Below are 22,458 nucleotides of genomic sequence, written 5' to 3'. Positions count from 1 at the left end.
CATATCACCTTGGCCGAGTTGGCTGAGTATCTGGAAAGGCCCATGGGCTGCGTGTTTCCCAAAGCACGGTCTGGCGTCTACTTGATCGTCACGGCATGACTTTCAAAAAAAAAGCGCACGCAGGCGAGCAACAGCGTCCTGATGTTCTTCGGCGGCGGGAAGCCTGGTTCGACCTTCGACCTGATCTTGATCCCGCGCGCCTGGTGTTCATCGACGAGACCGGAGCCAACACCAAGATGGCCTCGCCTGCGAGGTCGGGCGCTGCCAGGCGAGCGTTGTCGAGCTCCGGTCCCGCATGGTCACTGGAAACCACGACATTCGTCGGCGCGCGCAGGCTGGAAGGTATGACGGCGCCGATGGTTCTGGGTGCGCGATGAATGCCCGGCCTTTCTGGCTTATGTCGAGCAGGCACTTGTTCCATCTCTGTCACCGGGGGACATCGTGGTCATGGCCAACCTGCCGACTCACAACCCCTCAGCTGTAGGTGAGGCGATCCAGGCTGCCGGCGAGCAATTGCGCTTCCTGCCACCATGCAGCCTCTACTTCAACCCGATCGAGATGGCGTTTCCGAAACTCAAGGCATAGTTGCGTGCCAAGGCAGAACGCACAATCGACGCCCTGTAGAGCACTGTTGGTGATCTCACCGCCCAGTTCAAATCACAAGAATGCGCAAACTACTTTGCTGCTCCCGGATATGAACCAACATAAAGCGGATACGCTCTAGCTGTGGTGCTACTCAATCTGGAGTGACGCCAGCCCCTTCGACAGGACTCTTGGGTTCGCGGCGAGATCCAGTGGGAGAACATGCCCCCAGTCGAGATTCGTGACCCGCTCGCCTTGAGCTCCAATGTTGAACACGACGGGTGGGATGCTTTTCTTCAGAGCCATGGAAAGTGTGTAGCAGAAGGTTTCGGGCCAGACACTCGGAATAAAAAACAGATCTGGTTGGATTTCATCAAGGATGTTCAGCGCTTCCTTCTCTTCCTTGAACCGGCCATGGAGAATAACACCGCTCTGGTTCAGAAGCTCGTCATTCTGACTGTAGCCGATCAGATGGTACTCAATTGGAAGGTTGCGGTTCTGAGCGTCGGCCGCAAGGCCTTGCAGTATATCGTAACCCTTTGGCGCCCCGATCGCACCGACAACCGCAATTCGCAAGAGGCCGTCCTTTTCCCGTCGCACAGCCTTCTTCGTGTCAGGAAGATGATCTTCGTGCGGAACGACAATGATATCGAGTTCGGGGAAATAGTTTAGCAGAACGCTCCGCGCGGCATTGCTGGGCACGATGATCTTGCTTACTCTATCCAGGAAGCTACGATAGACCTGCTGGCGTTCTTCTGGGTCGCAGACATCTGCGCTGCCGGTGTGATCCTGCATTTTGCCCCATTCGCGCAACTCGGCAATCGTTGGTAAAGTCGTTTGGATGACATTATCCGGGCGCATCAACTGATAATAATGGCTGATCGAGGAATAATCGTGGCCGATGTAGATGATGGGTCTTTCGAGTGCTGAAATCAATTCCAGCATGGCCTTATGCCATTGCCAGGACAGGCCGGCAAAACTGTTGACGTTGATCTCGCTGGACTGGAGACCTCTGAGAAGATCCTCGACGAAATTGAGATCATATCGCAGATCAATGTTTTTCAGATTTGGCACGAAGAGGCCTTTGACCAGATCAGTCTCGACCGAGACTTGATAGAGGTCATGCACTCTTAGGACAATGTAGCCCCTGCCCTCCTTGTTCAGCCGCTTCTTTTCCTCATGCAGATAGGTCTCGATCCCGCCTGCCCATTTGTGGGTGACGAAGACAGTGCAACCCTTCATCTTCTGGTGAAGGCGGGCGGCGTCGAGGCGCCTTCGAAGGTATCTCTCGGGGTCCGCTTCAATGTGGTTGCGCACCAGCTGTCCGTAATTCGGATGTTTTTCTGCGAGGGCATTCTGGCCCTTGTCGAAGTTTTCGTTACGGATGCCGGTGAAGGAGACGGATCCGCTGTGAAAGACAAAGACATCTCCGATGGCGAGGTTCTTGTAGCCGGCATGAAGAGCCCGCATGCAAAAATCGTTTTCTTCGCCGTAGCCGATCTTGAAGGCCTTTTCGTCCAGGACACCGATCTGTTCAATAACACTGCGGCGCATATAGAAGCAGAAACCGATGCCGGTCGGCACTTCGGTGCTTAAACCCTGGTTCGCCCCGGCTGCCAACTGGTCCAGGGCCGCGGGCGGCAGCTCCAGGGCCATGTTGTTGTCCTGATTGACCTCAGGGTAGCTGCAGATCGTGGCGTTGTTGGAAAGCGGGGTGATCGTTGCAGCATCGGGGTGGCGGGCAACATGTGCTGCCAGACGCTCATACCAACCCGGAAAGACATAGGCGTCCGAGTTGAGCAGGATAACATCCAGATCGCTGCAAAGTTCGGTCAGGGACCGGTTGATTGTGCGGACGAATCCCAGGTTCTCAGGGTTTTCCGAATAGTCGAACAGCCCAAGCTTCGAGAGCTCCTGCAGCTTGGCTGTCAAGGCCGGGTCCGGGCTCCTGTCATTGATAACGAGCAAGCTGTAGGGAGCGCTTCCGCGGGACTGGACGGCATGGAAGATCGCACAGAGCGTTTCATCATATCCCTTGTAGACAGGGATGATGACCGCCATCTCGGTCGATGCTTGCCGCCGCGCAGATGTCAATGTGTTCCATGCGTCATCTGCAGGCGCCTTGGTAATGAACCACAGGGCGTCACTGACCGGATTGCCCCGCTTTGCCCGGCCGCCGCCCGTCTCAAGGTAGTGAGCGAGCGGGAAGACATCGCTGCCGAGGTCGGGATTGCATTCCCGGTAATAGGCGGCATTGAAATGCTGAGAAGGATTACGGTCTTCTTTCCAACCGAAAATCAGATAGTGGACAAGAGGATCTACGCCTGCGCGATTCAAGTCCGGATACGCAGCGAGGTAGTAGTCAGGATCGAACAGTTGCTCGATAGCCGTCCATAAAGATGGAAAAGGAGTTGACGTCGCGATCAGAGCTTGGATTTTGCTCTCGATGGTGCTGGACTTTGATAATATTTGGGCTTCAATAAATTTTCTGAGTGCGGCGGTCTTTTTTCCAGCTCTGTTCAGTTGATCTGCTTCCAACGTGAGGAAGGTATGCTTCAAGGATCTAATGATATTCATATATTATTTTGCCCGAACGATGCCTGTTGATAATTCTTGACTTGCCAGCCGCGTTTTATTAAGCGCTAATTTCGTTTGCGTCGAACCATTCGACACAGTCTTGTCGAAATTTTGATGAGATTGGCTTGCAGGATGATCTTTGGAGAGAGCTAATCCGTCGCATAGTGTGGACCAAAAGATAGTGTGCATTGCCTATCTTCGTCAATATATCATAGGGCCAATTTAAGTAATTATCATATATTTTGTATGTATTTAAATTATTTTGCTTGGATTTGTGAGTGATGGTTTGGTGAGGTGTTTGTTTGCGAGATATTAAAAAAACGCTCACCAGGCTTTTGCAGCGATTTCATATGCCTCATCATGCAGGAAGTTCTATTCCACCTGAGGCACTTCCTCCAATTGGCGCCTATTCTTATCTGGAGACGCGTGCGATGAATCCCGTTATGTCCGACGAGCTACGCAACAGGCTTAGGGCGCTTGGTGTGCAGACGCGGCTTCCACCCGGGGCGACACCCTATCCCTTGAGTTCGAAATTTGAGTCGCCTTGCAACACGCAGTTGATGGAAATCGTTTTTGATTTCGAGATTGGCAGCTTCAGCTATGCGGTTTCCGGCTACTTCTTTGCTTGCCGGATCGGGCGCTATGCGTCTATTGGCGAAAATGTCCAGATAGGCCGCGGCAACCATCCAATGACCTGGCTTTCGACAAGCCCGGTATTTTATCTCATGTCTCCGATGTTCGATGTCGGGGAGGAGTTCTCTGGAGCGGGCCAATACCATCAATACCGGCCTGATTTGTCCAAGACCGCTCCGCTACCGAACATTCAGCATGTGGTGATCGGAAACGACGTCTGGATCGGGCACGGAGCTTTTGTTAAGCCGGGCGTCACAGTTGGAGATGGTGCCGTGATTGCCGCACATGCGGTTGTGACAAAGGACGTGCCCGCCTATGCGGTCGTTGCTGGGAACCCGGCTCAGATCAAGAAGTACAGGTTTCCTGAAGAGATCAGGCAGCGTTTGCAAGCCTCCAAGTGGTGGAAACTTGCTCCATGGGACCTAAAGGATATCGATATTTCCCGCGCGGAGAAGGGCATCGATGAGCTTGAGCGGCGTGTTCGGGATACCGAACCTTTTGCCCCTGCTATTATTGATTATCGAGAATTGATCGAGGGCAATTGAATCCTATGGATCAGATGCGAACCTACAAGATCCTGCCTGCTGATGAGATCGTCCGGTTGTTTCCTTCTGGCGAGTTTGCCGCGGCAAGCGAACGCTGGTGCACCGACCAGACGGTTGAAATACCTGCAATTTCTTATGGTCAGGTTCAGGAGCCTGAGTTCGACTTCTGGCAATGGCCGCCAAACAATTGGCGTGAGCCCTCTTATCGTCTCCAGGACATAAAGTTGTACCGCTTCAAGAACGCAGTGGTGCATGGAGAGCTTGGAGTCATCACCGTTGGAGATTATTGTGTGGCCGAAAGTCTGCACATGGTCTTCCCGCAGATGCATGGGTTCACAAAGCCTTCCGAGACCGAAATTGGGTTGCCGGAGATGGCGGTTGACCGGATCGACAGCGCATTTCACGCTCTTTGCGGCTATGTCGGTAATCGGAACTATGCCCATTGGTGGATCGACGTTCTGCCTCCAGTGGGTTACCAATTGCTGGAACGCCGGTTTGGGGATGCCGTTCCTCTTTTGCCTCAGATCCGGGCTGGATATCAGACCCAATGCCTGGATCTGATTTCTGAGGTCCGGGACAGGGCCGTTTTCGTTCAGCAAGATCAATGTCTTCACGTGTCAGAACTTCAGTTCGTTCCTTCTCTGACGGCTGGCGATTATCTGCCGCAGCCGGGAAACATGGATTTTGTAAACGAGATTAAGTCCCGTGCCGGCGCCAAGGGAGTAGCGATGCCTGAAGCCCGGTCCTGGCCCTGGTCTCTTTTCGGGAAGAAAAGCACCTCCGGGGCTGAGCGCCGGAACATGCGGCGTATCTATCTGAGCCGCAAGGACGCACCGGCGCGCAGGATGCTCAACGAGGATGCAATCTGCGACATTGCCAGCCGTCACGGATTTGAAGTGCTGACGACCACAGGAATGCCGCTTGTTGAACAGATCAAGCTTTTCTCCGAGGCCTCCCATGTGATTTCGCCCCATGGTGCCGGATTGGCGAACACAATGTTCTGTCCTCCCGGGGGGAGTATGCTTGAGCTTCACTATGACAACTCGGTCAACTGGTCCTTGCGGCGTCTGGCGTCGATTGTCCCCTTGCGCTACGGCTGTATCGTCGGTCGTCAGGAACCCCAAGGAGCGGAACAATCGGAAGAGCAGGCCAAGCAGAACCCCTGGACACTTCCGGAAGATGTCTTTGAACGGGTCATCTCCTCAGCGCCTTTTGTTTGATCGAGGATTTTGATTTGAAACGGATCTTGATTGTCGGCGCGGGCTTTGCCGGCGCCAGTTATGCCCGGACGCTTGCTGATTCAGGTTACTTGGTCGACGTCATTGATGCGCGGTCCCATATTGGCGGAAATGCTTTTGATTTCGTCGATGAAAACGGTTTGCGGCGGCACCGGTACGGGCCTCATCTGTTCCACACCAGCAACGAGCGTGTTGTCACTTGGCTCAAGAGATTTGGTACCTGGAGCGAATACCGGCATAAGGTTCGCGCGCTCACGCAGGATGGGAACCACGTCCCGCTGCCGATAAACCTCGACACTTTGAATCTGTTTTTCGGACTTGAGCTCGGAAACGAGGCTGAGGTTGAAGCCTATTTCTCCCGGATCTCCATTGCGAATGATGCGCCCGGGAATGCGGCTGAATACCTCTATGCACGGCTTGGAACAGAACTCACGGATGTCTTTTTCCGTCGTTATACGAAGAAGATGTGGGATCTGGACCTGGAGGATATGAGCCCGGATGTCGTGAAACGGATTCCGATCCGCTATGACAGAAACGACCTCTATTTCCCGAATGATACGTTTCAGCTTCTCCCAAGGGATGGCTATACCGCAATATTCGAGAATATTCTCAGCCATGAAAACATTCGTGTCCGGCTCGAAACGCCCTTTGAAAAGAGCATGGAAGCTGAATACGTTCATGTTTTCAATTCAATGCCGATCGATGAGTATTTTGACTTTGTTGACGGTGAGCTACCCTATCGCTCCATTCGGTTCCATCATCGGACTGATAGCCGCAAGGTGACCCATGACTGGTCTGTGACAAATTTTACAGACACAGGTCCACGCACGCGCGAAACCGCTTGGCATCTGCTGCCCCACCACCTTGTCGAGGATACCGGACGCTACACCTACACCAGTGAGGAGCCCTGCGACTACCGGGACAACAATCGCGAACGCTACTATCCGGTCAAGACTGCGGACGGCCGCTTTGACGCAGTGTATAGCCGTTACAAGGAACGTGCTCAGAAGCTGGACAATGTTACCTTCATTGGGCGTTGTGGAACTTATCAGTATCTGGACATGGATCAGGTGATCAATCAGTCGCTGATGGGATGTGAGCGCTGGCTTGCGCTGCACGGTTGAGATAGTTGGTCAGCTTAACAGGGAGCGTTTAAGCCTTATCTGCCTTTTGTTTTGCTCTTTGAATGAAATAGTGAAGGATGAGATCGCTTTCCAAGACGTGCTCCAAGATATCGATCGACCGTAGACGCTCAGCAAGATCTTTAAGGCTTTGCTGGACAGGTCTAAAATGCAGTTGTGAGGGATCGATCTCCAGATACTCAGCGATTGTGTCAGCCAGAGACGTGTCCGTTTCCTCCGGATCAAAGATCTCAAACTGCGATAGAATATCCAGAGCCCGAGAGACTGAGTCCCGGTCCACCGGATCCGTCGGGCTGGAGGAGACCAGCTGCTTCGTGAAAGGCGACGAAAAGAGCGAAAGTGTATCTTTGGGAGCGTCCCTGATACGCTCTGTCAAGGCTTTGTCGTCCAAAAGGTTTAAGTCTGCAAAGTGCTCAATAGCAGGTCGAAAGATCATCTCGTCGCGGGAGGAGATGAACGGAAAAGCTTTTCGCTTGTAGTATGAAATTGTCGTCAGACGGATGGCAAGTTCGTAGAATGGATCGCGCAAAGACGTGATTTTGACTGTTTCAGGCGTCAGGTATTGCTGCACGTTTTTATAGAGGACGCGGCCGCTGACATAAGTCGACTGTTGATTGACGATTTCAAGCATCTGCCGTGCTGTTTCGCTGCCATATTGGTCGGCACCATCTGCGTGGAACTGGAAATAGGGTTTTAGGCTCCGATCCAACTCGGTATGGGGGGCGAGTTGGGTTTCGAGGCGGAAAACGCGCTTCTCAATGTGAATTCGCGGATCAAAACGGCGATAGAATACGAACCCGGTATCCGCATCGGCTATTTCGAGCGTCGAGTCCGGCCCAAAGCCAGGATATCTCTCAGGCTTGATATGAAATCCGACCATGCCGGTCTCATGATGTTTGTTCTTGAAGGTGCTCTCGTTGAAGATGTCACAATCGATGGGGCCATACTCGACGTCATTCACACGCACCAGAATTCTTGGCTTGGCAGAGAACCCGTCTGGGATCAAATATCCTTGGGCCTCATATCCGACATCAACGTACACGTTAAAATACATTCGTCAGGGATCCTGGCCAGGGCCTGTTTGGGCCTCAAACATGAGGTGCTTCACTCAGCCTTCAGCTTCTGCCGGTATTTCCCCCACCATTAACCCCAGCCGTGCGAGTTCCGCACCGGAATGCGGGCTGGTGGTGGTGGAGATCTGGAAGGGCTGGAACGCGCCCGGCTTTCTCAAAACAACGTCAAAGCTGATCTTGTAGGAAAGTGTGCCGATCTGCTCAAGGAGGAAATCATCCTTGAGGTGCGCGTCGAAGAGGCGGCGGAAGATTTCGGCGTTGGTGTTCCATTTGTGCCCGAACTGGCTGTGGTCACCCCGGGCGTCCCAGGCATATTCATAATTGGGAAGAATGAGGCCGATGCCGCCGCCAGGCTTCAGAAGGCTGCCCCAGTATTTCAGGATTTCCATCGGATTGGCCACGTGTTCCAGCATGTGCAGCGCAACGATATAGTCCAGACTGGCCTCTTTGAAGGGCAGGTCTTCCGGATTGGCGAGGATTGCATCTTTCAGAAAAGCGTGATGGGAGCCGGTGGCGGTCTGGTCACCGCTGCGCATGATGTCGACTGGGGTCAGATGCTCGCTGATCCTGCGGTCACCGCAACCAACGTTGATCCCGTTCAGGGCCTCAAGTCCGTAACCTGCCGGGGCAGCCTTCAGGGCTGCGGTCTCTTCCGCTTTCTTGATAACCACTGCCTCTTCCGGCATGTAGACCACCAGAGACTTGGAGCGAAGCGCGAATTCTTCACGGCTCGGAATGTTGAACTTTTCCAGATGAACCATGTTCTCGGCACAGTTGATGTGATGGAAGTTCAGGTTTTCCATCAGGAACTTGAAGTCCTCTTCGGTCATATCGACCTGAGCGGTTTTAATCCTTGCTTCAACCGCCGGCTTGAGAGCTGGGAAGATCTTGGCGAGACGACGCATGAATTTCTTGTTGGTTCGGATTTTCATCATCCGCCTTTATAAATCAAAGAGCCAATTTTTGCTGGGTTACGCTTTAAACAGCCGGTTATCAAGGGAAATCCGGCCTGCGAGAGGTTTCGGCAGGTGCTGGTGGTTGGCGCCGAGGAAGTGGCCGGCGACGAGGCCGGCTCTTTGGCCGGCGCGGTCGAGCCGCTGCCTGAGACTGACCTTGCCGTATCGCGTCTCGTCGAGCTTCTGACGGAAGGCCTGGACGGAGAAATGCGCGATGGTCGCAAGAGCCGGAAAGAGCTTCGGTGACAGCTCATAGCCGAAATATTTCTTGAAATTGCGGGATTCATCGAAGGCGCGGCGGAGCTGTTCCAGCGGGCTGTAGTCGTGGGAGTGGTAGACGGCGGCCTCGGGCGCATAGGCCTTGGCATAGCCCGCCTCGATCACCGCCCGCGCCCAGAGCTGGTCCTCGGCAAATTCCACGTCCGGATAAGGGATCTTCTCCCAGACCGATTTGCGCAGCAGCGAGTTGTTGTCCGAATAAAAATGCAGGAACTGGCGCCAGCCGATGTCATTTTCGTATTTCTGCGGATCCAGGTCCCGGTGCACCACCAGCGGATGGGCCAGAAAGCCCTCGAAATGCCGGTCGAGGTCGTTCCTGGTGAAGGGCGAGGCCGTATCATAGGCAATGTGGCGGCCGAAGACACCGGCTATCCCGCTGTCCTGTTCCGCGGCAGCAACCAGATTGGCGAGCCAATGCGGGTCTGCAGGACGCGCATCATGGGTCAGAAACGCCACATATTGCGCATCTGCGGCTTCCACACCCAGATTGCGCGTGCGGCCATGGCCGAAGCTCTCCGGCGGAATTTCAATCAGGCGCACTCCTGAAAGACCGCGGACATACTCGGCCGTTCCATCCCGGGACCCGGAGTCGATCACGATCACCTCGAAAGGCCAGGGGGCTTCCTGCGCCAGGACGGCTTGAAGCACCGGCTTGAGGCCGGGCATGGCGTTCTTCGTGGGGATGACGACGGCGCAGTGATACCTGGTCATGGGCGCAGATCTCCCTGGGCCGCCTTGCTCACACGTTCCTGGAGTGCCTTTTCCACGAGCCTTGCGGAATTCTCCCAGGAGAGCCCCTCAAGGAATGCGAGCCCGCCTTGCTGCAAGCTCTTGCGCCGGGCGTCATCGGCAAGCAGGGCTTCCAGCGTGCCGGCAATCCCGTCCGGGGTCGGTTTGGCAAAGGCCATGGCATTCTCGTTAAAGATGGAGCGCACGGTGTCGAGGTCCAGATCCACAACGGGCAGGCCGCAGGCCATCATTTCCTTATTTACCAGCGAATGATTGGTGGCGGAGAAGACGACGCCGATGGTGGCCTTGCGGTAAAGCGCTGCCAGTTCCCCGCCGCCCAGAATGCCATGATCGCGATAGGGATAGCCGGTGCTGAGCTTGCCGAGCGGCCATCCGAAGAAGTCGACCTCAAATTGGACGCCGCGCTGGTGCAGGATTTCCAGCGCCAGAAAGGCCAGCTCCACGGCCCGGCGGGACGTGACATAGCGGGCATAAAGCGCGATGCGATTGCCGCTGCGCGGTTCCGGCTCTGTTGCCCCCTGCCCCAGATTGTAGACCGAGGCATCATAGGCGAGCGGCCAGGAGGTGGACCAGCGGCCGTATTTCCCGCTCATGATCTTGTGCAGCCACTCGCCGGCGCACAGGCAATCAAAATCAAAGTGATAGGTGGCCTCGCTCAGGAGAGACTCGGAGCCGGTCGGATAGAACGCCGGCTCATAGTCCTGAACGAAATAGAACTTGCGGATGAAGCCGCCCATGGCTTCGACCGGATAGCAGGTGAAACGGTCCGTGGCGATCAGGGCATCGCCCTCCGCCTTGGGTGTTACGCCCGAGAAGAGCTCAACCCTGCCCTTGAAGGGCTGGAAATGGACGTTGATGCTTGCCTTGGCCTCGTCGCCGGTCTTGTGCTCCGTCGGATTCTGGATCAGGAACGTGACGTCGTGGCCAAATTCCTCCAGATACCGGGCAATGCGGAAGATCGTCATGTGACCGCCCGCGCCTGGCATGAAGTCGGGAATGATCCAGGTGATACGCATCCGCTCAGGGTCAAAATCCGCGACCGGCGGCACGCCAGGAGAAGGGGCATAGCTGACGAATTTGCGCAGGTGCTCGGCGCGCCGTTCAAGAGGCTGTTTCTTCCGCTTGAGGCCGAGAAATTTCAATAGCTGCGCATAAGGCATGTAAGAACTCGATTTTTGCCGCCGGGGGTGGCTTTGAATAGTCAGGTCTATATAGAGGGTGTAATAGGCCCCTTGATGCCTGATCCGGGCGGGAAGTCAATTATTAATGAAGTGTGTTTCTCTGATGACAGGCAGCACGGCCTGATGATGCGCCGGTTTTTCGCCAGTTTGCCTGCCCGTTGTTTCGCGCGGAAGGCCTTTGTTCTGGCTCATCTGGGGCGCTGTGCTGCGCCAGTCCGGCCCGCCATGCCGGTTCTCAGTGTGATCTGCGAAGCGGGCGCGGATATTCCCAACGCGGATGGGGTGGAGCGCATTGCCGCTGGTTCCTGCTGGCAAGATGACGCCGCAAAAGCGGCTGGGCATTTTGTCGGGTTTTTGCCGGCCCGTGACCGGCTTTCGCCCCGCGCTCTGGAAGTGCTGGTTGCTGCTCTCAGCGGACCGGCCGCCGATGCCGGGCTGCTGTACGGCGATGCGCTGCTGACGGGGCCGGATGGTCAGATCCTGAAACCCGTGTTGAAGCCTGCCTTCGACCCTGCTCTCTTCCGCGAGATTGATTACATCAGTCCCTTTGCGGTGTTCCGGCGCGACAGGCTTCTGTCCGTTGCCCGGTCTCTGCCCTCCCCTGCTCTCGCTCTCTGGCCCGGTGTAGAGGTTGTGGAGAGTGTTCTGGAGGGACTGGCAGAGAAAGACATCCTTCACCTGCCCTATCCGCTTGTCCGGACCGCTGTGGCTCCTCAGCGCCGCCTTGAGACGCGCAATGGGGCCGCTGACCGGACCTCCTGGCCGCAGGTAACTGTGGTCATTCCCAGCCGCAACGGCTTCGAGCTGACCTCCCAGGTGCTGCGCGGTCTGCTGGAGGAGACCGATTATCCGGATTTGAAGGTGTTCATTCAGGACAACGGATCAGATGATGCCCGTGTGCTGGCGCTCTACGAGGACACCCGGCGCCGGTTTCCGAATTTCTCCTATGAGATCATCGAGGAGCCCTTCAACTTCTCGAGGTCGGTCAACCGTGGCCTTGCCAAGGTCGGGTCCGGACACGTCCTCCTCCTGAACAACGATGTGGAGGTGACGGACCCCGGCTGGCTCAAGGAAATGGTGTCCTGCCTGGATCTTCCCAAGGCCGGGATTGTTGGCGCCAAGCTGCTTTATCCGGATGGCCGCCTGCAGCATGCGGGCGTGATTGCTGGCATGGGTGGGCTTGCAAGCCATTGGTATTACAAATGTTCTCCAGATATTCCGGGGCATTTTGGCCGCCTCAACGCGCGCAACTCCATGACCTGCGTCACCGGGGCGGTGATGCTGATCTCGGACCAGTGCCTTGCCCGGCTCGGCCCCTGGGACGAAGAAAACTTCGCCGTTGCCTATAATGATGTCGACTATTGCCTGAGGGCCTATGAGGCCGGCATCCGGACGGTCTGGACGCCGCATGCCGTGCTCTATCACCATGAATCCGTGACCCGCGGCAAGGACCGTAGCCGCAAGCGGAAGGCTCAGTTTGCGTCTGAGAAGAAGGCCCTGCAGAGCCTTCACGGCATGAAGACTTTCGAGGACCCGGCCTTCAGCCCCTGGCTGTCAAAGCGGCCCGGCGGGTTCCGGTTCCGCTGGCGCAGGTCATTGCCCGCCGTGCGGACCTGGTGGGCCCAGTCCCGCTGACCTGACGCGCTGATGGGTCAGCCTCGCGGCACCAGACCGTCCCACAGGCCCGCCAGCTGCTCGTGGCTGCCGATCGACAGGCTGTCTGAGATCCCCTGCCCTGCCATGCCCCGGGTCCGCTGCATGTCGGCGGCAAGGGTCAGGATGGCCTGCTGCCAGGCCTCGGGCGCGTGCGGAAGGATCAGCCCGTTCTGCCCGTCCTTCACGCAAGCTTCAAACGGTTCGGTCGCCGTATAGAGACCTGCCGCCCCGACCAGCGCATGCTGATGGAATTTCAGGTTCGAGCGGCCATTGTTGACCGGGTTCACCTGATAGGGCGCGAGCGCAATGTGAAACCGCTGGCGGGCAAGCCATTTCTGAAACGGGGCGAAGAACATGTCGCCGTGGTGGGTCACTTGCGGCCCTTCCGGCAAGAGCTCCCCTCCCCTCTTGCCCTGAAGGGTCGTCAGATGGAGCCGCGGGTCGGCCTTCAGCGCGGCGGCGATGCCAGGGGCGATCCGGCCGAAATCGGCGCCATGGGTGCTAGTGCCCAGAAAGACGATGCGGATTTGTTCAGGCGCGTCTTCTGGCGCGTCAAAGTGGCTGAGATTTCCGCCCGGAAACAGGTGGGCAGGCGGCAGATAGGTTCCCGGCAGCTCCGCCATGCGGGCGAGGATCTGAGGACTTGGCGCAATCACCTCCTGCAGCAGGGGGCGCAGCCGCGCATAATGCCGGTCCAGAAAATGCTGCAGCCTTGCCCGGTAGTCGGGTTTCAGTTTCTGGTCTTCCAGCATGGCCCAGAGATCATCATCGAGCAGATAGGCGATCCGTGTTCCGGTCTGGCGCGCGGCCCTGTTCAGAAGCGTCAGATCCCGGTCATTCGTGTAGCGCACGGCAATGATCAGACGCCCCTGCCCGCCGTCCCGGGACAGCGTCAGGCAATGCTGGCCGAAGCGGCGGATCGTCAGCCCCCGCGCCTTGAGTGCGTCCTGAAGGATCTCGATATAGTGGTAGCGGGTCGGAAAAGCCGTCTTCGGCCGCCCCAAGGCGTGATCATAGGCAGAGCGCAGAAAGTCCCAGACCAGCATGTGTCCCCGACGGCGTGTGTTTCCCTCCGCTGGACTTAGCGGGCTGGCAGCAAAGGCGCAAGCGTTTGAAGAGGCAGGCGTTGACAGCTGTCAACGGCCCTCTCCGGCTGACAGATGCTGTTCTGCCCGGATGCAGGCCTCCAGCGTGTCGAGTTCGCCATTCTCCAGAACCGCCCAGACGAGATCCGCGTCAACCCGGAAATATTCATGCGCCAGCAGGTTCCGCAGGCCGGCAATGGCGTGCCAGGAGATGTCCGGATGCCTGTCCCTGATCTGTGCCGGCAAACCCTTGACTGCCTCACCGATGACGAGCAGCGCCGCCAGAACGGCCCAATACGTCTTGCGGTCCCGCACGGGCGCTTCCAGAAACGCCGTCTGGTCCATCCCCTCTGTGAAGGCGCGGATATCGCCGATCGCTTCCAGGATATCGCTCAGTCTGGCGGACGGGCTGCGCGGCATCTAGAACACCGCGATCATGTCGGCTTCAGCGGTCTCGCGGACATGAGGCTTCAAGCTGGCAAGAGGGACGAGGTCGATTTCCGTTTCTTGTTCAAAGGCTTGCGACACCCTCTGTGCCAACCGTCCGAGGTCTATCAGCGACAGGCGGGCTTTGGGTGCGGGGGTGTAAGCCAGGTCGATGTCGCTGTCTGCCCGGGCTTCTCCGCGGGCGACGGAGCCGAAGAGGTGCAGGTGGGCAATGCCTGCGGCCTCCAGCTCGGAGCGCATGGCCCGTAACGTCCTGATGGCCTCAGCCGCCGTCACGGCTGTCCGGTCTTCCCGGGCGACATACTCACCGATGATTTCGGTGAGAAGATCCTGAATTTTGGTGCCTCTGCGGGCTGCCAGCGACTTGAACCGGTTTTTCAGCCGCGCGGGTACCCGGGCAGAGAGGAAGGCAGTGTCTTGATCGCGCATTGGCATCACCGGAACCATCTGGCTTTTGAGCCGGGTATTTGTAAATTTGTGCACAAACACACTAGCGTGGATGGAAGGATTAGTCCACGTACGGCTGATGCGGCATGGACGCCCGGGAGCGCCGGAAGGGTGGCGTTCCGGGTGCCGAGGGTGTTGACGTTTGTGCTCCCTCCCGCTTTCAAGCGTTGACAGCTGTCAACGCAAGGCGGACCATCCTTGCTTGCGGGGGCCACGGGCATGATGAGATCTTTTCTGACATTCGAGCTGCGCAGGCAAAGTGACGATCTTGTGTACCGGTTTCACCGCCAGTCAGCGCCGGGCGGGCTTGCCGGTTACAAGCGCGAGGACGCGGATCTCTGGATCACCTTCCGGCCAGGGCTCGGCTGGGTGGCCTGGGACGAGGAGGAAGGCTGCATGGGCCGTCCCTGGAACGTCCTTCCCGATCAGCAGACGGATCATCCCCCCGCCGGCGTCTGGGTCAGCCGCAAGGGGCCGAAGAGCTATGTCTATGATCTGGTCTATGTGGGGTGAGGTCCGGGAAGGAGACCTGTTCCCGGAACAGCTCGGCGTGGGTGCCTGCGCGCGTGAAAATGACGAGGTTCTGGCTTTCGTCAATCGTGTAGATCAGAAGAAAATCGCCTCCTGCGTGACACTCACGATGATCGCTCCAATCACCGGTCAGCGCATGGTCTTTCCATTTTGGCGGCAAGGGGCCGTCATTGGTGATGATAAGCCCGATGACTTCCTTGAGACGCGTCATGTCAAAGCGGCCTGACTCATTGAGCCTCTTCCAGTCCTTGACGAATTGCCGGGTGTGACTGGAACATCTGGGAAGGTTCGAACGCTTGGAGGCGGCGGTATTCCGCGATCCCTTTTGCGCCATCAAGCCGTCTCTAAGGAGGTCATAAGCTTTTGACTATTTGAAAACCGGTCCCCACTTGCCTTCTTGAGGGCGCGGGCTTCTTCCATGGCGGCGATCGTTTCCGCATTTGGCCGTGTGAGCTCTATCGGAAGCGCCTTCTCCCGGGCGATCCGTGTCAACATCATCCGCATGACGTCGGAGATGGTCAGTCCCAGACTGTCGAGGACCAAGGCAGCTTCTTCTTTCAGGGCCGGATCAATCCGCGCCCGCACATAGTCATTCGCGGCCATATCGAGGCTCCCATTTTGTCATCCTAATGTAGCTCAATTGGGCCACGGTTTCAATTTGCAGGGCAGACGTTGCTGGCTGTCGATTGGCTTTTGAAGGCGCCGTTGTCTTGCGTGGCTTGCCTGCTCAGCTTTCACCCTCCTCTTGCGCCCTTCTCCCCTCCCCGGCCGCTCCTCTCAACTCCGCTGCACAGGTCCTAATTTGCATTAACCCTAAAATGCTTGACCCGACTCGTAATCTCTGGAGTAATTTACGGAAAGAGGCCGGTACAGGCCCTGTGATCCGTAACCGGGGATAGGGGCCGTTGGCAGCAGACAAGAGCGTTGATCGGCTTGCCGCCACCTGCGAATCCGGGCAATGAACGGAAACGGCAGAGTTTGGCGGCATCGGGGTGTGCATGGCAAGGCGTCCTGCCCTCTGGTCCATCCCTCGCGTTGACAGCTGTCAACACGGCGGACGGGCTCCTGAACCGGACCGGGGTTTCGGCCGCCTGAGGGTCTGGCCGAAGTTCAGGCCGGTGTTTTGGCCGGTGACTGGTTGATGTCCGGGCAGGGATTGAGGCGGAGGGCGCCTCCTTTGATCAGGGCCCGGCAGGCCGGGCGGGCGGCAGAAGCCGCAGAAGGATGGGGACATGATGGTAGCAGATGAACAGATCGCGCGGGATGCGGAGGTGCTGTCGGCACAGCTCGGCGAAATGCGCATGCGGCTGTTCCCGCCGTCCAGCCGCAAGATCATGCGCTCCTTCACATCCGGCGAAGCGGCCAAGCTGATCGGTGTGTCCGATGGCTATCTGCGCCAGCTGTCCCTGTCCGAGGAAGGCCCCTCTCCTGCCACGGACGAGCGCGGCCGCCGGGTCTACACGCTCTCCGATATCAATGCGCTGCGGGTGTTCCTCGCCTCCCAGCATGAACCGGGCAGCCCCAAGGCCCGGGCCTATGTGCGCCACCGGAACCCGGAGCTGGGCGAACATTGCCAGGTGATCGCGGTCACCAACTTCAAGGGCGGCAGCGGCAAGACCACCACCTCCACCCATCTGGCGCAGTATCTGGCCATGCAGGGCTACCGCACCCTGGCGGTGGATCTGGATCCGCAGGCCTCCCTGTCGTCGCTTCTGGGCTATCAGCCCGAGCTGGACCTGACCGGCAATGACACGATCTATGGCGCCATCCGCTATGACGCGCAGCGGGTGCCGATGAAGACTGTCATCCGCCAGACCTATGTGGACGGGCTGGATCTGGTGCCGGGCAATCTGGAGCTTCAGGAGTTCGAGCACACGACGCCGCAGCATCTGGCAATGCGCCACGGCGAAGAAGAGCCGAGCGAATTGTTTTTCGCCCGGGTGCAAAGCGCGCTGATGTCGGTGGAAGCGGACTATGACGTGGTCGTGCTCGATTGCCCGCCGCAGCTTGGCTATCTGACCCTTGGCGCCCTGTGCGCGGCGACGTCGGTTCTGGTCACGGTGCACCCGCAGATGCTGGATGTGGCCTCCATGAGCCAGTTCCTGTTCATGACCTCGGACCTTCTGTCCGTGGTGCGCGAGGCCGGCGGCACGCTGAATTTCGATTTCCTGCGCTATCTCATCACCCGCTACGAACCCCAGGACGGACCGCAGACCCAGATCTCGGGCTTTCTGCGCGCCCAGTTCGGCGAGCGGGTCCTGACCGCGCCGATGGTGAAGTCGACCGCAATTTCCGACGCGGGCCTGACCAAGCAGACGCTTTATGAAGTGGGCCGGGAAAATTTCACCAGAGCCACCTATGACCGCGCGATGGAGTCGTTGACAGCTGTCAACAGCGAGATCGAAGCCTTGATTTCCGCGGCCTGGGGCCGGGCGCAAAAGGGGGGCTGATTAACCATGGGTGGAAACTTATTCTCACCCCCCATGACCTGGTGGATACTGGGCGTCAAGGCAGCGGCTGAACCGGTCAGCCAGCTGATCCCGAGCGAGGTGAGACCATGAGCAAACGTAAGGACCGGCTGAAGGCCCTGTTCAATCCCGATCCGGTGGCACCTGCTGCTGACCCGCAGCAGGCGGCGGCGGAGCAGGAGGTTCTGAATCAGCCTGGCAAGGTCAACGAGGGCGCCAATTCGGGCATGCCCGCTCCGCAAATCGGCGGCACGATCCTCAGCAAGGAACCGCTGATCGATCCGGCCAGCGCGAGGGCCCTTTTGAACAACGAAAGACCGCTGGTGTCGGGACAGGTGCGGACGGCCTCCGGCATGGCCTCGAACATTGCGTCCGCTGCCAAGCCTCAGCCGCAGGATCCGGGACCGGCTGTGCCCAAGCCCGGAAAGCCGCCAGAAAGCCCGCCGGTGGCGCCGCCCCAGCCAGGCACCCCGAGCCGCAGCGCCTCCGGCGCGATCAAGGCCATGGGCCTGAGCCTCGGCCAGATGGCGCGCCGGGACGAGCCGGGTGAGCGCATCGTCGAGCTGGATCCGGAAAGGATCGAACCGTCGCCGATTGCCGACCGCCTGACGGCCGAAACCATGCTGGATGAGGGCTTTGAGGAGCTGAAGCAGAGCCTCAAGGACCACGGCCAGCAGGTGCCGGTTCTGGTGCGTCCGCATCCGGACAGCGCCAAGCGGGCAGGGGGCTGGTATCAGACCGCCTATGGCCACCGGCGCGTGCGCGCGGCAAAGGAACTGGGGCTGAAGATCCACGCCCAGGTCAAGCCTTTGAGCGATGAGGATCTGGTTCTGGCTCAGGGCCAGGAAAATGCTGGCCGGCGCGATCTCTCGTTCATCGAGCGGGCGTTCTTCGCCCAGAACCTTCTGGATGCCGGTTTTGACCGCTCCATGGTTCGCGAGGCGCTCGGCATTCAGCGTTCTGAGCTGACCCGCCTGGTGCAGGTCGCTGCCTGGGTGCCGAAACACATCGCCTTTGCCATCGGGCCGGCGCCAAAAGCTGGTCGCCCGCGCTGGCATGCGCTTGGCGACATGCTGCAGAAGGAAGCAGCTCAGGTGATCGCCCAGGAGGAAATCCACTCGGAAGCCTTCCGCGCGGCGGACAGTGACCGGCGGTTTCAGCGGCTTTACGACCGGCTGGCGCGCCGCCTGCAGCAAAAGGACAAGCCGCGGGTGATCAAGAGCCGCAAGGGAGTGCCGGTGGCAGAGCTGAAAGGCTCTGTGCTGACGCTTGGCAAGGCGGTTCCCGATGCCTTCTCCAGCTATCTGGCGGACCGTCTGCCGGGCTTGCTGGAAGAGTTTGAAAAGGATTCGGCTGACTGAGGCTCCAGCCTGGGCTTGACGGGCCTGGCAAGTCTTTGACAGCTGTCAACAGGCCGGCGAGGGCAGGGGAGGGGAAGACCTTCCGCTCTTACAGGTGAACCGGAACGGACGAAACAGGAAAGGACCAAGGCAACAAAAAAGGCCCCCAAAGCAGATCACTTCGGAAGCCCTCTTTGTATGTAGCAATCTTAGAGAATCACTTCCGCCGGCGAAAGTCAAGTCTGCGCAGCTGACACCAGCTTGCGGGCACCCTGTTTTATTGCCTTTTTCAAGGTGATGCCATGACGGAGCGGATTGCAACGACGCCTTTTGGCGGCGGCCCCTATTCTATTGCCTTGTTCAAGGCTCAGCAGCGTATGGATCGCTTGCGCGATTCGGCCCGCGAAAGCGCGGAGCAGGGCGGCAACCTGACGGCCAAGGCCGACAAGTGGCAATTGTTGCGGGCGCTGACCGAAGCGCGCGCCGATTTCGGCCTCTCTGACCGCGCCATTGCGGTTCTGGAAGCGCTGACAAGCTTTTATCCGGGCAAGGAGCTGGACGGCACCAAGGACATGATTGTCTTTCCGTCCAATGCGGAGCTGTCCATCCGCACCCGCGGCATGGCGCCGGCCACCTTGCGCCGGCATATCGCCGCTTTGATCCAGGCCGGGCTGCTGTTGCGCCGGGACAGCCCCAATGGCAAGCGCTTCGTGCGCCGGGATGCTTCGGGCGCGATGGACGAGGCTTTCGGCTTCAATCTGGCGCCGCTGGCTCTCAGTGCGCCGGAAATCTTCGAGAAAGCGGAAGCCGCGCGGGCCAGATCCGCCGCGATCCGGAAGGTGAGGGGGGAAATCACGCTGCATCTGCGCGACATCGCCAAGATGATTGCCGCCGCTCACGAGGACGGCCAGGCGCTCCGCCTGCCAGCGCTCTGGCAAGACTTCACCCTTGGCCTGCAAGCCCTCTCCGGCCGTGTTCTGCGCCATGCGCCGCTGGAAGACCTGAACCTGCGCCGGGACGGCCTCCTGCGCCTTCGGGCAGAGGTGGAATCTGCTTTCCTGGCTGGCATGAGTGATGAGGACCTGAGCGCTGCCGATTGTGCTTATGAAGAGGAAGAAGCCCGTAAATACAATGAGTTAAATCAGAATATGAGCGGCAATGGCCACCATAATGAGCTCCATATTCAGAATTCAAAAACAGAACTCTCATATGAATATCTCAAAGAAAATAATGAACCGGCAGATGCCTCAGATCTTTCGGCCTCTGCCCTTGCTGAAGCCGGTCTGACGGAAACAAGAGAAGCGGAAGCCGGAGGACACGCCAACCGGACGAAGCCGGATAAGTCAGACAATCCGCGATCCGAAGCCGTGCCGCTGGCGGATCTGAAGCGGGCCTGTCCGCAATTTGCCGATTACGCGCTCAACGGGCTTGTGACCTGGGCCGATGCGCGGGCCGCTGCCGATCTGGCCCGGCCGATGCTCGGCATTTCTGCCGATGCCTGGGGCAGGGCGCAAAAGGCCATGGGCCTCGCCGGAGCCATTGTCACCATCGCCTATCTGATCGAGCGGGCAGGGGAGATCAAATCCCCCGGCGGCTACATCCGGACCCTGACCCTGAAAGCCGACGCCGGCAAGTTCCGCCTCCGTCCGATGCTGGACTCGCTCATGAACCGGGAGTGAGGATCAAAAACCGTGAAACACCATGTCCAGCGCGGCGGTTAGGTGCCGTTTTCACCGGGAAAGAGATCGTAGCGGGCCATCAAAACTGCCGGAAGGCGCTCAAAGGCAGGCCGTTTTCGGCAACATAGGTGTTGGAACTGGCCAATGCCTCCGCATTTTCCAGCTTCCAGAGTCTCGCGCGTTCTTCGGCGATCGCGGCGGAAATGCCCAGTTCCGCCGCGCGGGACAGATTGATCCCCAGGGCCTTGGCTTCGTTCAAAAGTGGTTCTGGCAGCGACAAATTGGCCGCCTTGCGCGCGCGGGAGGACATGTGCAGCTCCATACCAAAAAAATTTGCGCAAGTTTATGCGCATATCTTGCCCTTCGCAATCTCCCTAACCGGGCAACTAGGACCTCAGATAATCCTTGATATGTACAAAATTTTGTACATATTAAATGCCAAGGAGATTTTCCATGAATGTCATGACCTATTCCGACGCGCGCGCTCAGCTGAAGAGCGTCATGGACAGTGCGATCAATGACCAGCAGGAAGTGATTGTGACCCGCAAACAGGGGGAAGCGGTGGTGGTCGTGTCTCTGGAAACGTGGAACGCGATCAACGAAACCCTGCATCTGCTGTCCAGCCCGGCCAATGCCGCACGGCTGCGCGCCTCCATCTCCCAGCTGGACGCCGGGCGCGGCCAAGAGCGTGAGTTGCCAGAATGACCCGGAATTTGTGAGGCAGAGCCTGTGAGGCTGATTTTTTCCGATGAAGCCTGGGAGGACTACCTCTACTGGGCCAAAAGCGATGAAAAGATCAAGGAACGGATCCACGAGTTGATCAAGCAATGCAAGCGGACGCCTTTTAAAGGGACGGGAAAGCCCGAAGCCCTGAAAGGCGACCTGAGCGGCTGGTGGTCGCGGCGGATCACCCAGTCAGACCGCATGGTTTACCGGGTCACAGGCTCAGGCGAGGCGCAAAGCCTGGAGATTGCTCAATTGCGCTATCATTATTGAGGTGGTGGAGCGGCAATGTCGGGCCGAGGTGAAATGACGCTCTTGCGAGCGAAGTCCGCTATGAAGCGCGGGAAGCCGGCATGGAACCTGCTGCAGACTTTTGTGTCCGTGTCTCAGAAAGCTCTGGCACTGAGATTGATCTGGGAGAACCGCAAGGTTCACCTGGTGCCTAAGCTTTGATTTTTCTCGCCGCTAATCTAACATCGAAAACCCTGAAGCCGTCTTGTTCAATGATCAGAAACAGTCAGAAGACCAGACCGGCGGGCCCGGTCGATGAGGTTCTTTACCGAGGACGGCGACCATTTTGTTCCGCCGCGGGGCGTTCGTTCGTGCAAGCGCTCCAACTGGCTGGCGATTTCGCGCAATGTCAGGTCAGGGTTGGACGAATGGATACCGGCGGCCAGCGTCATCAGCCGGTCTTCCGGTGGACGCGGCGGCGACTTTCTGAGGAGGTCCTTGTCCGCCATTCCCTCAGCGACCAGCCATTTCACCGCACGCCGCAGCCGTTCAGGCGTCCAGTCCAGCCCGCGGCTTTTCAGAAACCGTGCGATATCGTCCCAGGTGTGATCGGGGCGCAGGCGCCGGACAGTTGGAAGCCATTGACTGGCATTTGCCTGGATGCGTGCGCCATAGGCCGCTTTCTGCGCAGCCGTCATCTTGGCCAGGGCTTCAGGTCTGCGCTCTCGAATTCCTGGATTGCCGGGCAATTTCCCCTTTGCCTTCGCGGCTTTGATGCCGGCCTTGGTGCGCTCGGATATCAAGGCGCGTTCGAGCTGCGCAACAGCGCCCAGAACCTGAAGGGAGAACATGCCCTGTGGTGTTGTTGTGTCGATCGGATCGCTGAGCGAGCGGA

The 22,458-nt window shown here is 58.2% G+C and carries 22 protein-coding genes and 1 pseudogene; 11 read left to right on the top strand and 12 right to left on the bottom strand.

Translation table 11 applies throughout. The annotated features are described in order from the left end of the window. Positions 1-53: 53 nt before the first annotated feature. A pseudogene (locus IG616_RS23245) lies at positions 54-708 on the top strand (IS630 family transposase); the annotation flags it as partial. Positions 709-732: 24 nt separating this feature from the next. On the opposite strand, the gene IG616_RS22225 reads toward IG616_RS23245, so the two are convergent. Further along, on the bottom strand, positions 733-3,141 hold the full coding sequence (locus IG616_RS22225) for a glycosyltransferase (RefSeq protein WP_192151072.1): 2,409 nt from the start codon (positions 3,139-3,141) through the stop codon (positions 733-735). A gap of 320 nt (positions 3,142-3,461) precedes the next feature. Here IG616_RS22225 and IG616_RS23320 point away from each other — a divergent pair, with 320 nt between their 5' ends. From IG616_RS23320 to IG616_RS22210, 3 genes are read left to right on the top strand one after another with little or no spacing between them, the layout of a single operon-like run. Further along, positions 3,462-4,337, top strand: a complete 876-nt coding sequence (locus IG616_RS23320; protein ID WP_281393248.1) for a CatB-related O-acetyltransferase — start codon at positions 3,462-3,464, stop codon at positions 4,335-4,337. Positions 4,338-4,342: 5 nt separating this feature from the next. Continuing rightward, positions 4,343-5,557, top strand: a complete 1,215-nt coding sequence (locus IG616_RS22215) for a glycosyltransferase family 61 protein (RefSeq protein ID WP_192151070.1) — start codon at positions 4,343-4,345, stop codon at positions 5,555-5,557. 14 nt (positions 5,558-5,571) lie between these two features. Beyond that, entirely contained in the window at positions 5,572-6,699 is a 1,128-nt protein-coding gene (locus IG616_RS22210) for a UDP-galactopyranose mutase (RefSeq protein WP_192151068.1), read from the top strand. Positions 6,700-6,727: 28 nt separating this feature from the next. Here the strand turns inward: IG616_RS22210 and IG616_RS22205 are convergent, their stop codons facing one another. The 4 genes from IG616_RS22205 to IG616_RS22190 all read right to left on the bottom strand — a co-directional run bounded on the left by IG616_RS22205 (position 6,728) and on the right by IG616_RS22190 (position 10,935). After that, the gene (locus tag IG616_RS22205) at positions 6,728-7,771 is read right to left on the bottom strand and encodes a hypothetical protein (RefSeq protein WP_192151066.1); all 1,044 of its coding nucleotides are present in this window, start codon (positions 7,769-7,771) and stop codon (positions 6,728-6,730) included. Between the two features lie 54 nt (positions 7,772-7,825). Continuing rightward, positions 7,826-8,695 carry a class I SAM-dependent methyltransferase gene (locus tag IG616_RS22200; RefSeq protein ID WP_192151064.1) on the bottom strand — a complete coding sequence of 290 codons (870 nt, stop codon included), beginning with the start codon at positions 8,693-8,695 and terminating at the stop codon, positions 7,826-7,828. 66 nt (positions 8,696-8,761) lie between these two features. Beyond that, entirely contained in the window at positions 8,762-9,736 is a 975-nt protein-coding gene (locus IG616_RS22195; protein ID WP_192151062.1) for a glycosyltransferase family 2 protein, read from the bottom strand. After that, positions 9,733-10,935: a rhamnosyltransferase WsaF family glycosyltransferase gene (locus tag IG616_RS22190; protein WP_192151060.1), complete on the bottom strand. Its 1,203-nt coding sequence runs from the start codon at positions 10,933-10,935 to the stop codon at positions 9,733-9,735. The genes IG616_RS22195 and IG616_RS22190 overlap by 4 nt, the downstream gene beginning before the upstream one ends. A 144-nt stretch (positions 10,936-11,079) precedes the next feature. Between IG616_RS22190 and IG616_RS22185 the strand changes: the two genes are divergently transcribed. Further along, positions 11,080-12,591 carry a glycosyltransferase gene (locus IG616_RS22185; RefSeq protein ID WP_192151058.1) on the top strand — a complete coding sequence of 504 codons (1,512 nt, stop codon included), beginning with the start codon at positions 11,080-11,082 and terminating at the stop codon, positions 12,589-12,591. A 17-nt stretch (positions 12,592-12,608) separates the two neighbouring features. On the opposite strand, the gene IG616_RS22180 is transcribed toward IG616_RS22185, so the two are convergent. The 3 genes from IG616_RS22180 to IG616_RS22170 form a co-directional block, all read right to left on the bottom strand. Continuing rightward, complete coding sequence (locus tag IG616_RS22180; protein WP_192151056.1) at positions 12,609-13,658, bottom strand: glycosyltransferase family protein; 1,050 nt, start codon at positions 13,656-13,658, stop codon at positions 12,609-12,611. 90 nt (positions 13,659-13,748) lie between these two features. After that, entirely contained in the window at positions 13,749-14,117 is a 369-nt protein-coding gene (locus IG616_RS22175; RefSeq protein ID WP_192151054.1) for a HepT-like ribonuclease domain-containing protein, read from the bottom strand. Next, positions 14,118-14,573: a nucleotidyltransferase family protein gene (locus IG616_RS22170; RefSeq protein WP_192151052.1), complete on the bottom strand. Its 456-nt coding sequence runs from the start codon at positions 14,571-14,573 to the stop codon at positions 14,118-14,120. It lies immediately after the preceding gene. Positions 14,574-14,810: 237 nt separating this feature from the next. On the opposite strand from IG616_RS22170, the gene IG616_RS22165 reads away from it, so the two are divergent. After that, complete coding sequence (locus IG616_RS22165; protein WP_192151050.1) at positions 14,811-15,104, top strand: hypothetical protein; 294 nt, start codon at positions 14,811-14,813, stop codon at positions 15,102-15,104. Here the strand turns inward: IG616_RS22165 and IG616_RS22160 are convergent. Together IG616_RS22160 and IG616_RS22155 are read right to left on the bottom strand one after the other, a co-directional pair. After that, the gene (locus IG616_RS22160) at positions 15,052-15,333 is read right to left on the bottom strand and encodes a type II toxin-antitoxin system YafQ family toxin (RefSeq protein WP_246476365.1); all 282 of its coding nucleotides are present in this window, start codon (positions 15,331-15,333) and stop codon (positions 15,052-15,054) included. The two genes, IG616_RS22165 and IG616_RS22160, sit on opposite strands and share 53 nt — an antisense overlap. Positions 15,334-15,455: 122 nt before the next feature. Further along, positions 15,456-15,725, bottom strand: coding sequence for a type II toxin-antitoxin system RelB/DinJ family antitoxin (locus tag IG616_RS22155; protein WP_192151046.1), 270 nt, complete (start codon positions 15,723-15,725; stop codon positions 15,456-15,458). A 632-nt stretch (positions 15,726-16,357) separates the two neighbouring features. Between IG616_RS22155 and repA the strand changes: the two genes are divergently transcribed. The 3 genes from repA to repC all read left to right on the top strand — a co-directional run bounded on the left by repA (position 16,358) and on the right by repC (position 20,609). Further along, positions 16,358-17,572 carry a plasmid partitioning protein RepA gene (gene repA / locus IG616_RS22150; protein WP_192151084.1) on the top strand — a complete coding sequence of 405 codons (1,215 nt, stop codon included), beginning with the start codon at positions 16,358-16,360 and terminating at the stop codon, positions 17,570-17,572. Between the two features lie 107 nt (positions 17,573-17,679). Continuing rightward, a complete protein-coding gene (gene repB / locus IG616_RS22145; RefSeq protein WP_209008027.1) occupies positions 17,680-18,951 on the top strand; it encodes a plasmid partitioning protein RepB in 1,272 nt (423 codons plus the stop codon). A gap of 281 nt (positions 18,952-19,232) precedes the next feature. Continuing rightward, the gene (repC, locus tag IG616_RS22140) at positions 19,233-20,609 is read left to right on the top strand and encodes a plasmid replication protein RepC (RefSeq protein ID WP_192151044.1); all 1,377 of its coding nucleotides are present in this window, start codon (positions 19,233-19,235) and stop codon (positions 20,607-20,609) included. A gap of 79 nt (positions 20,610-20,688) precedes the next feature. Here the strand turns inward: repC and IG616_RS22135 are convergent, their stop codons facing one another. Then, complete coding sequence (locus IG616_RS22135) at positions 20,689-20,919, bottom strand: type II toxin-antitoxin system CcdA family antitoxin (RefSeq protein ID WP_192151042.1); 231 nt, start codon at positions 20,917-20,919, stop codon at positions 20,689-20,691. A gap of 143 nt (positions 20,920-21,062) precedes the next feature. On the opposite strand from IG616_RS22135, the gene IG616_RS22130 reads away from it, so the two are divergent. Both IG616_RS22130 and IG616_RS22125 read left to right on the top strand, forming a co-directional pair. Then, complete coding sequence (locus IG616_RS22130; RefSeq protein WP_192151040.1) at positions 21,063-21,314, top strand: type II toxin-antitoxin system Phd/YefM family antitoxin; 252 nt, start codon at positions 21,063-21,065, stop codon at positions 21,312-21,314. 24 nt (positions 21,315-21,338) lie between these two features. After that, a complete protein-coding gene (locus IG616_RS22125; RefSeq protein WP_192151038.1) occupies positions 21,339-21,605 on the top strand; it encodes a Txe/YoeB family addiction module toxin in 267 nt (88 codons plus the stop codon). Between the two features lie 227 nt (positions 21,606-21,832). On the opposite strand, the gene IG616_RS22120 is transcribed toward IG616_RS22125, so the two are convergent. Beyond that, positions 21,833-22,458, bottom strand: a 626-nt coding sequence (locus IG616_RS22120; protein WP_192151036.1) for a recombinase family protein, incomplete at its 5' end; no start/stop codon positions are given.

Origin of the sequence: Roseibium litorale, from assembly GCF_014842915.1 — a bacterium.
GTDB lineage: Bacteria > Pseudomonadota > Alphaproteobacteria > Rhizobiales > Stappiaceae > Roseibium > Roseibium litorale.
Note: the sequence above shows the minus strand (reverse complement) of the source record. Positions and strands in the feature narration are given on the sequence as shown.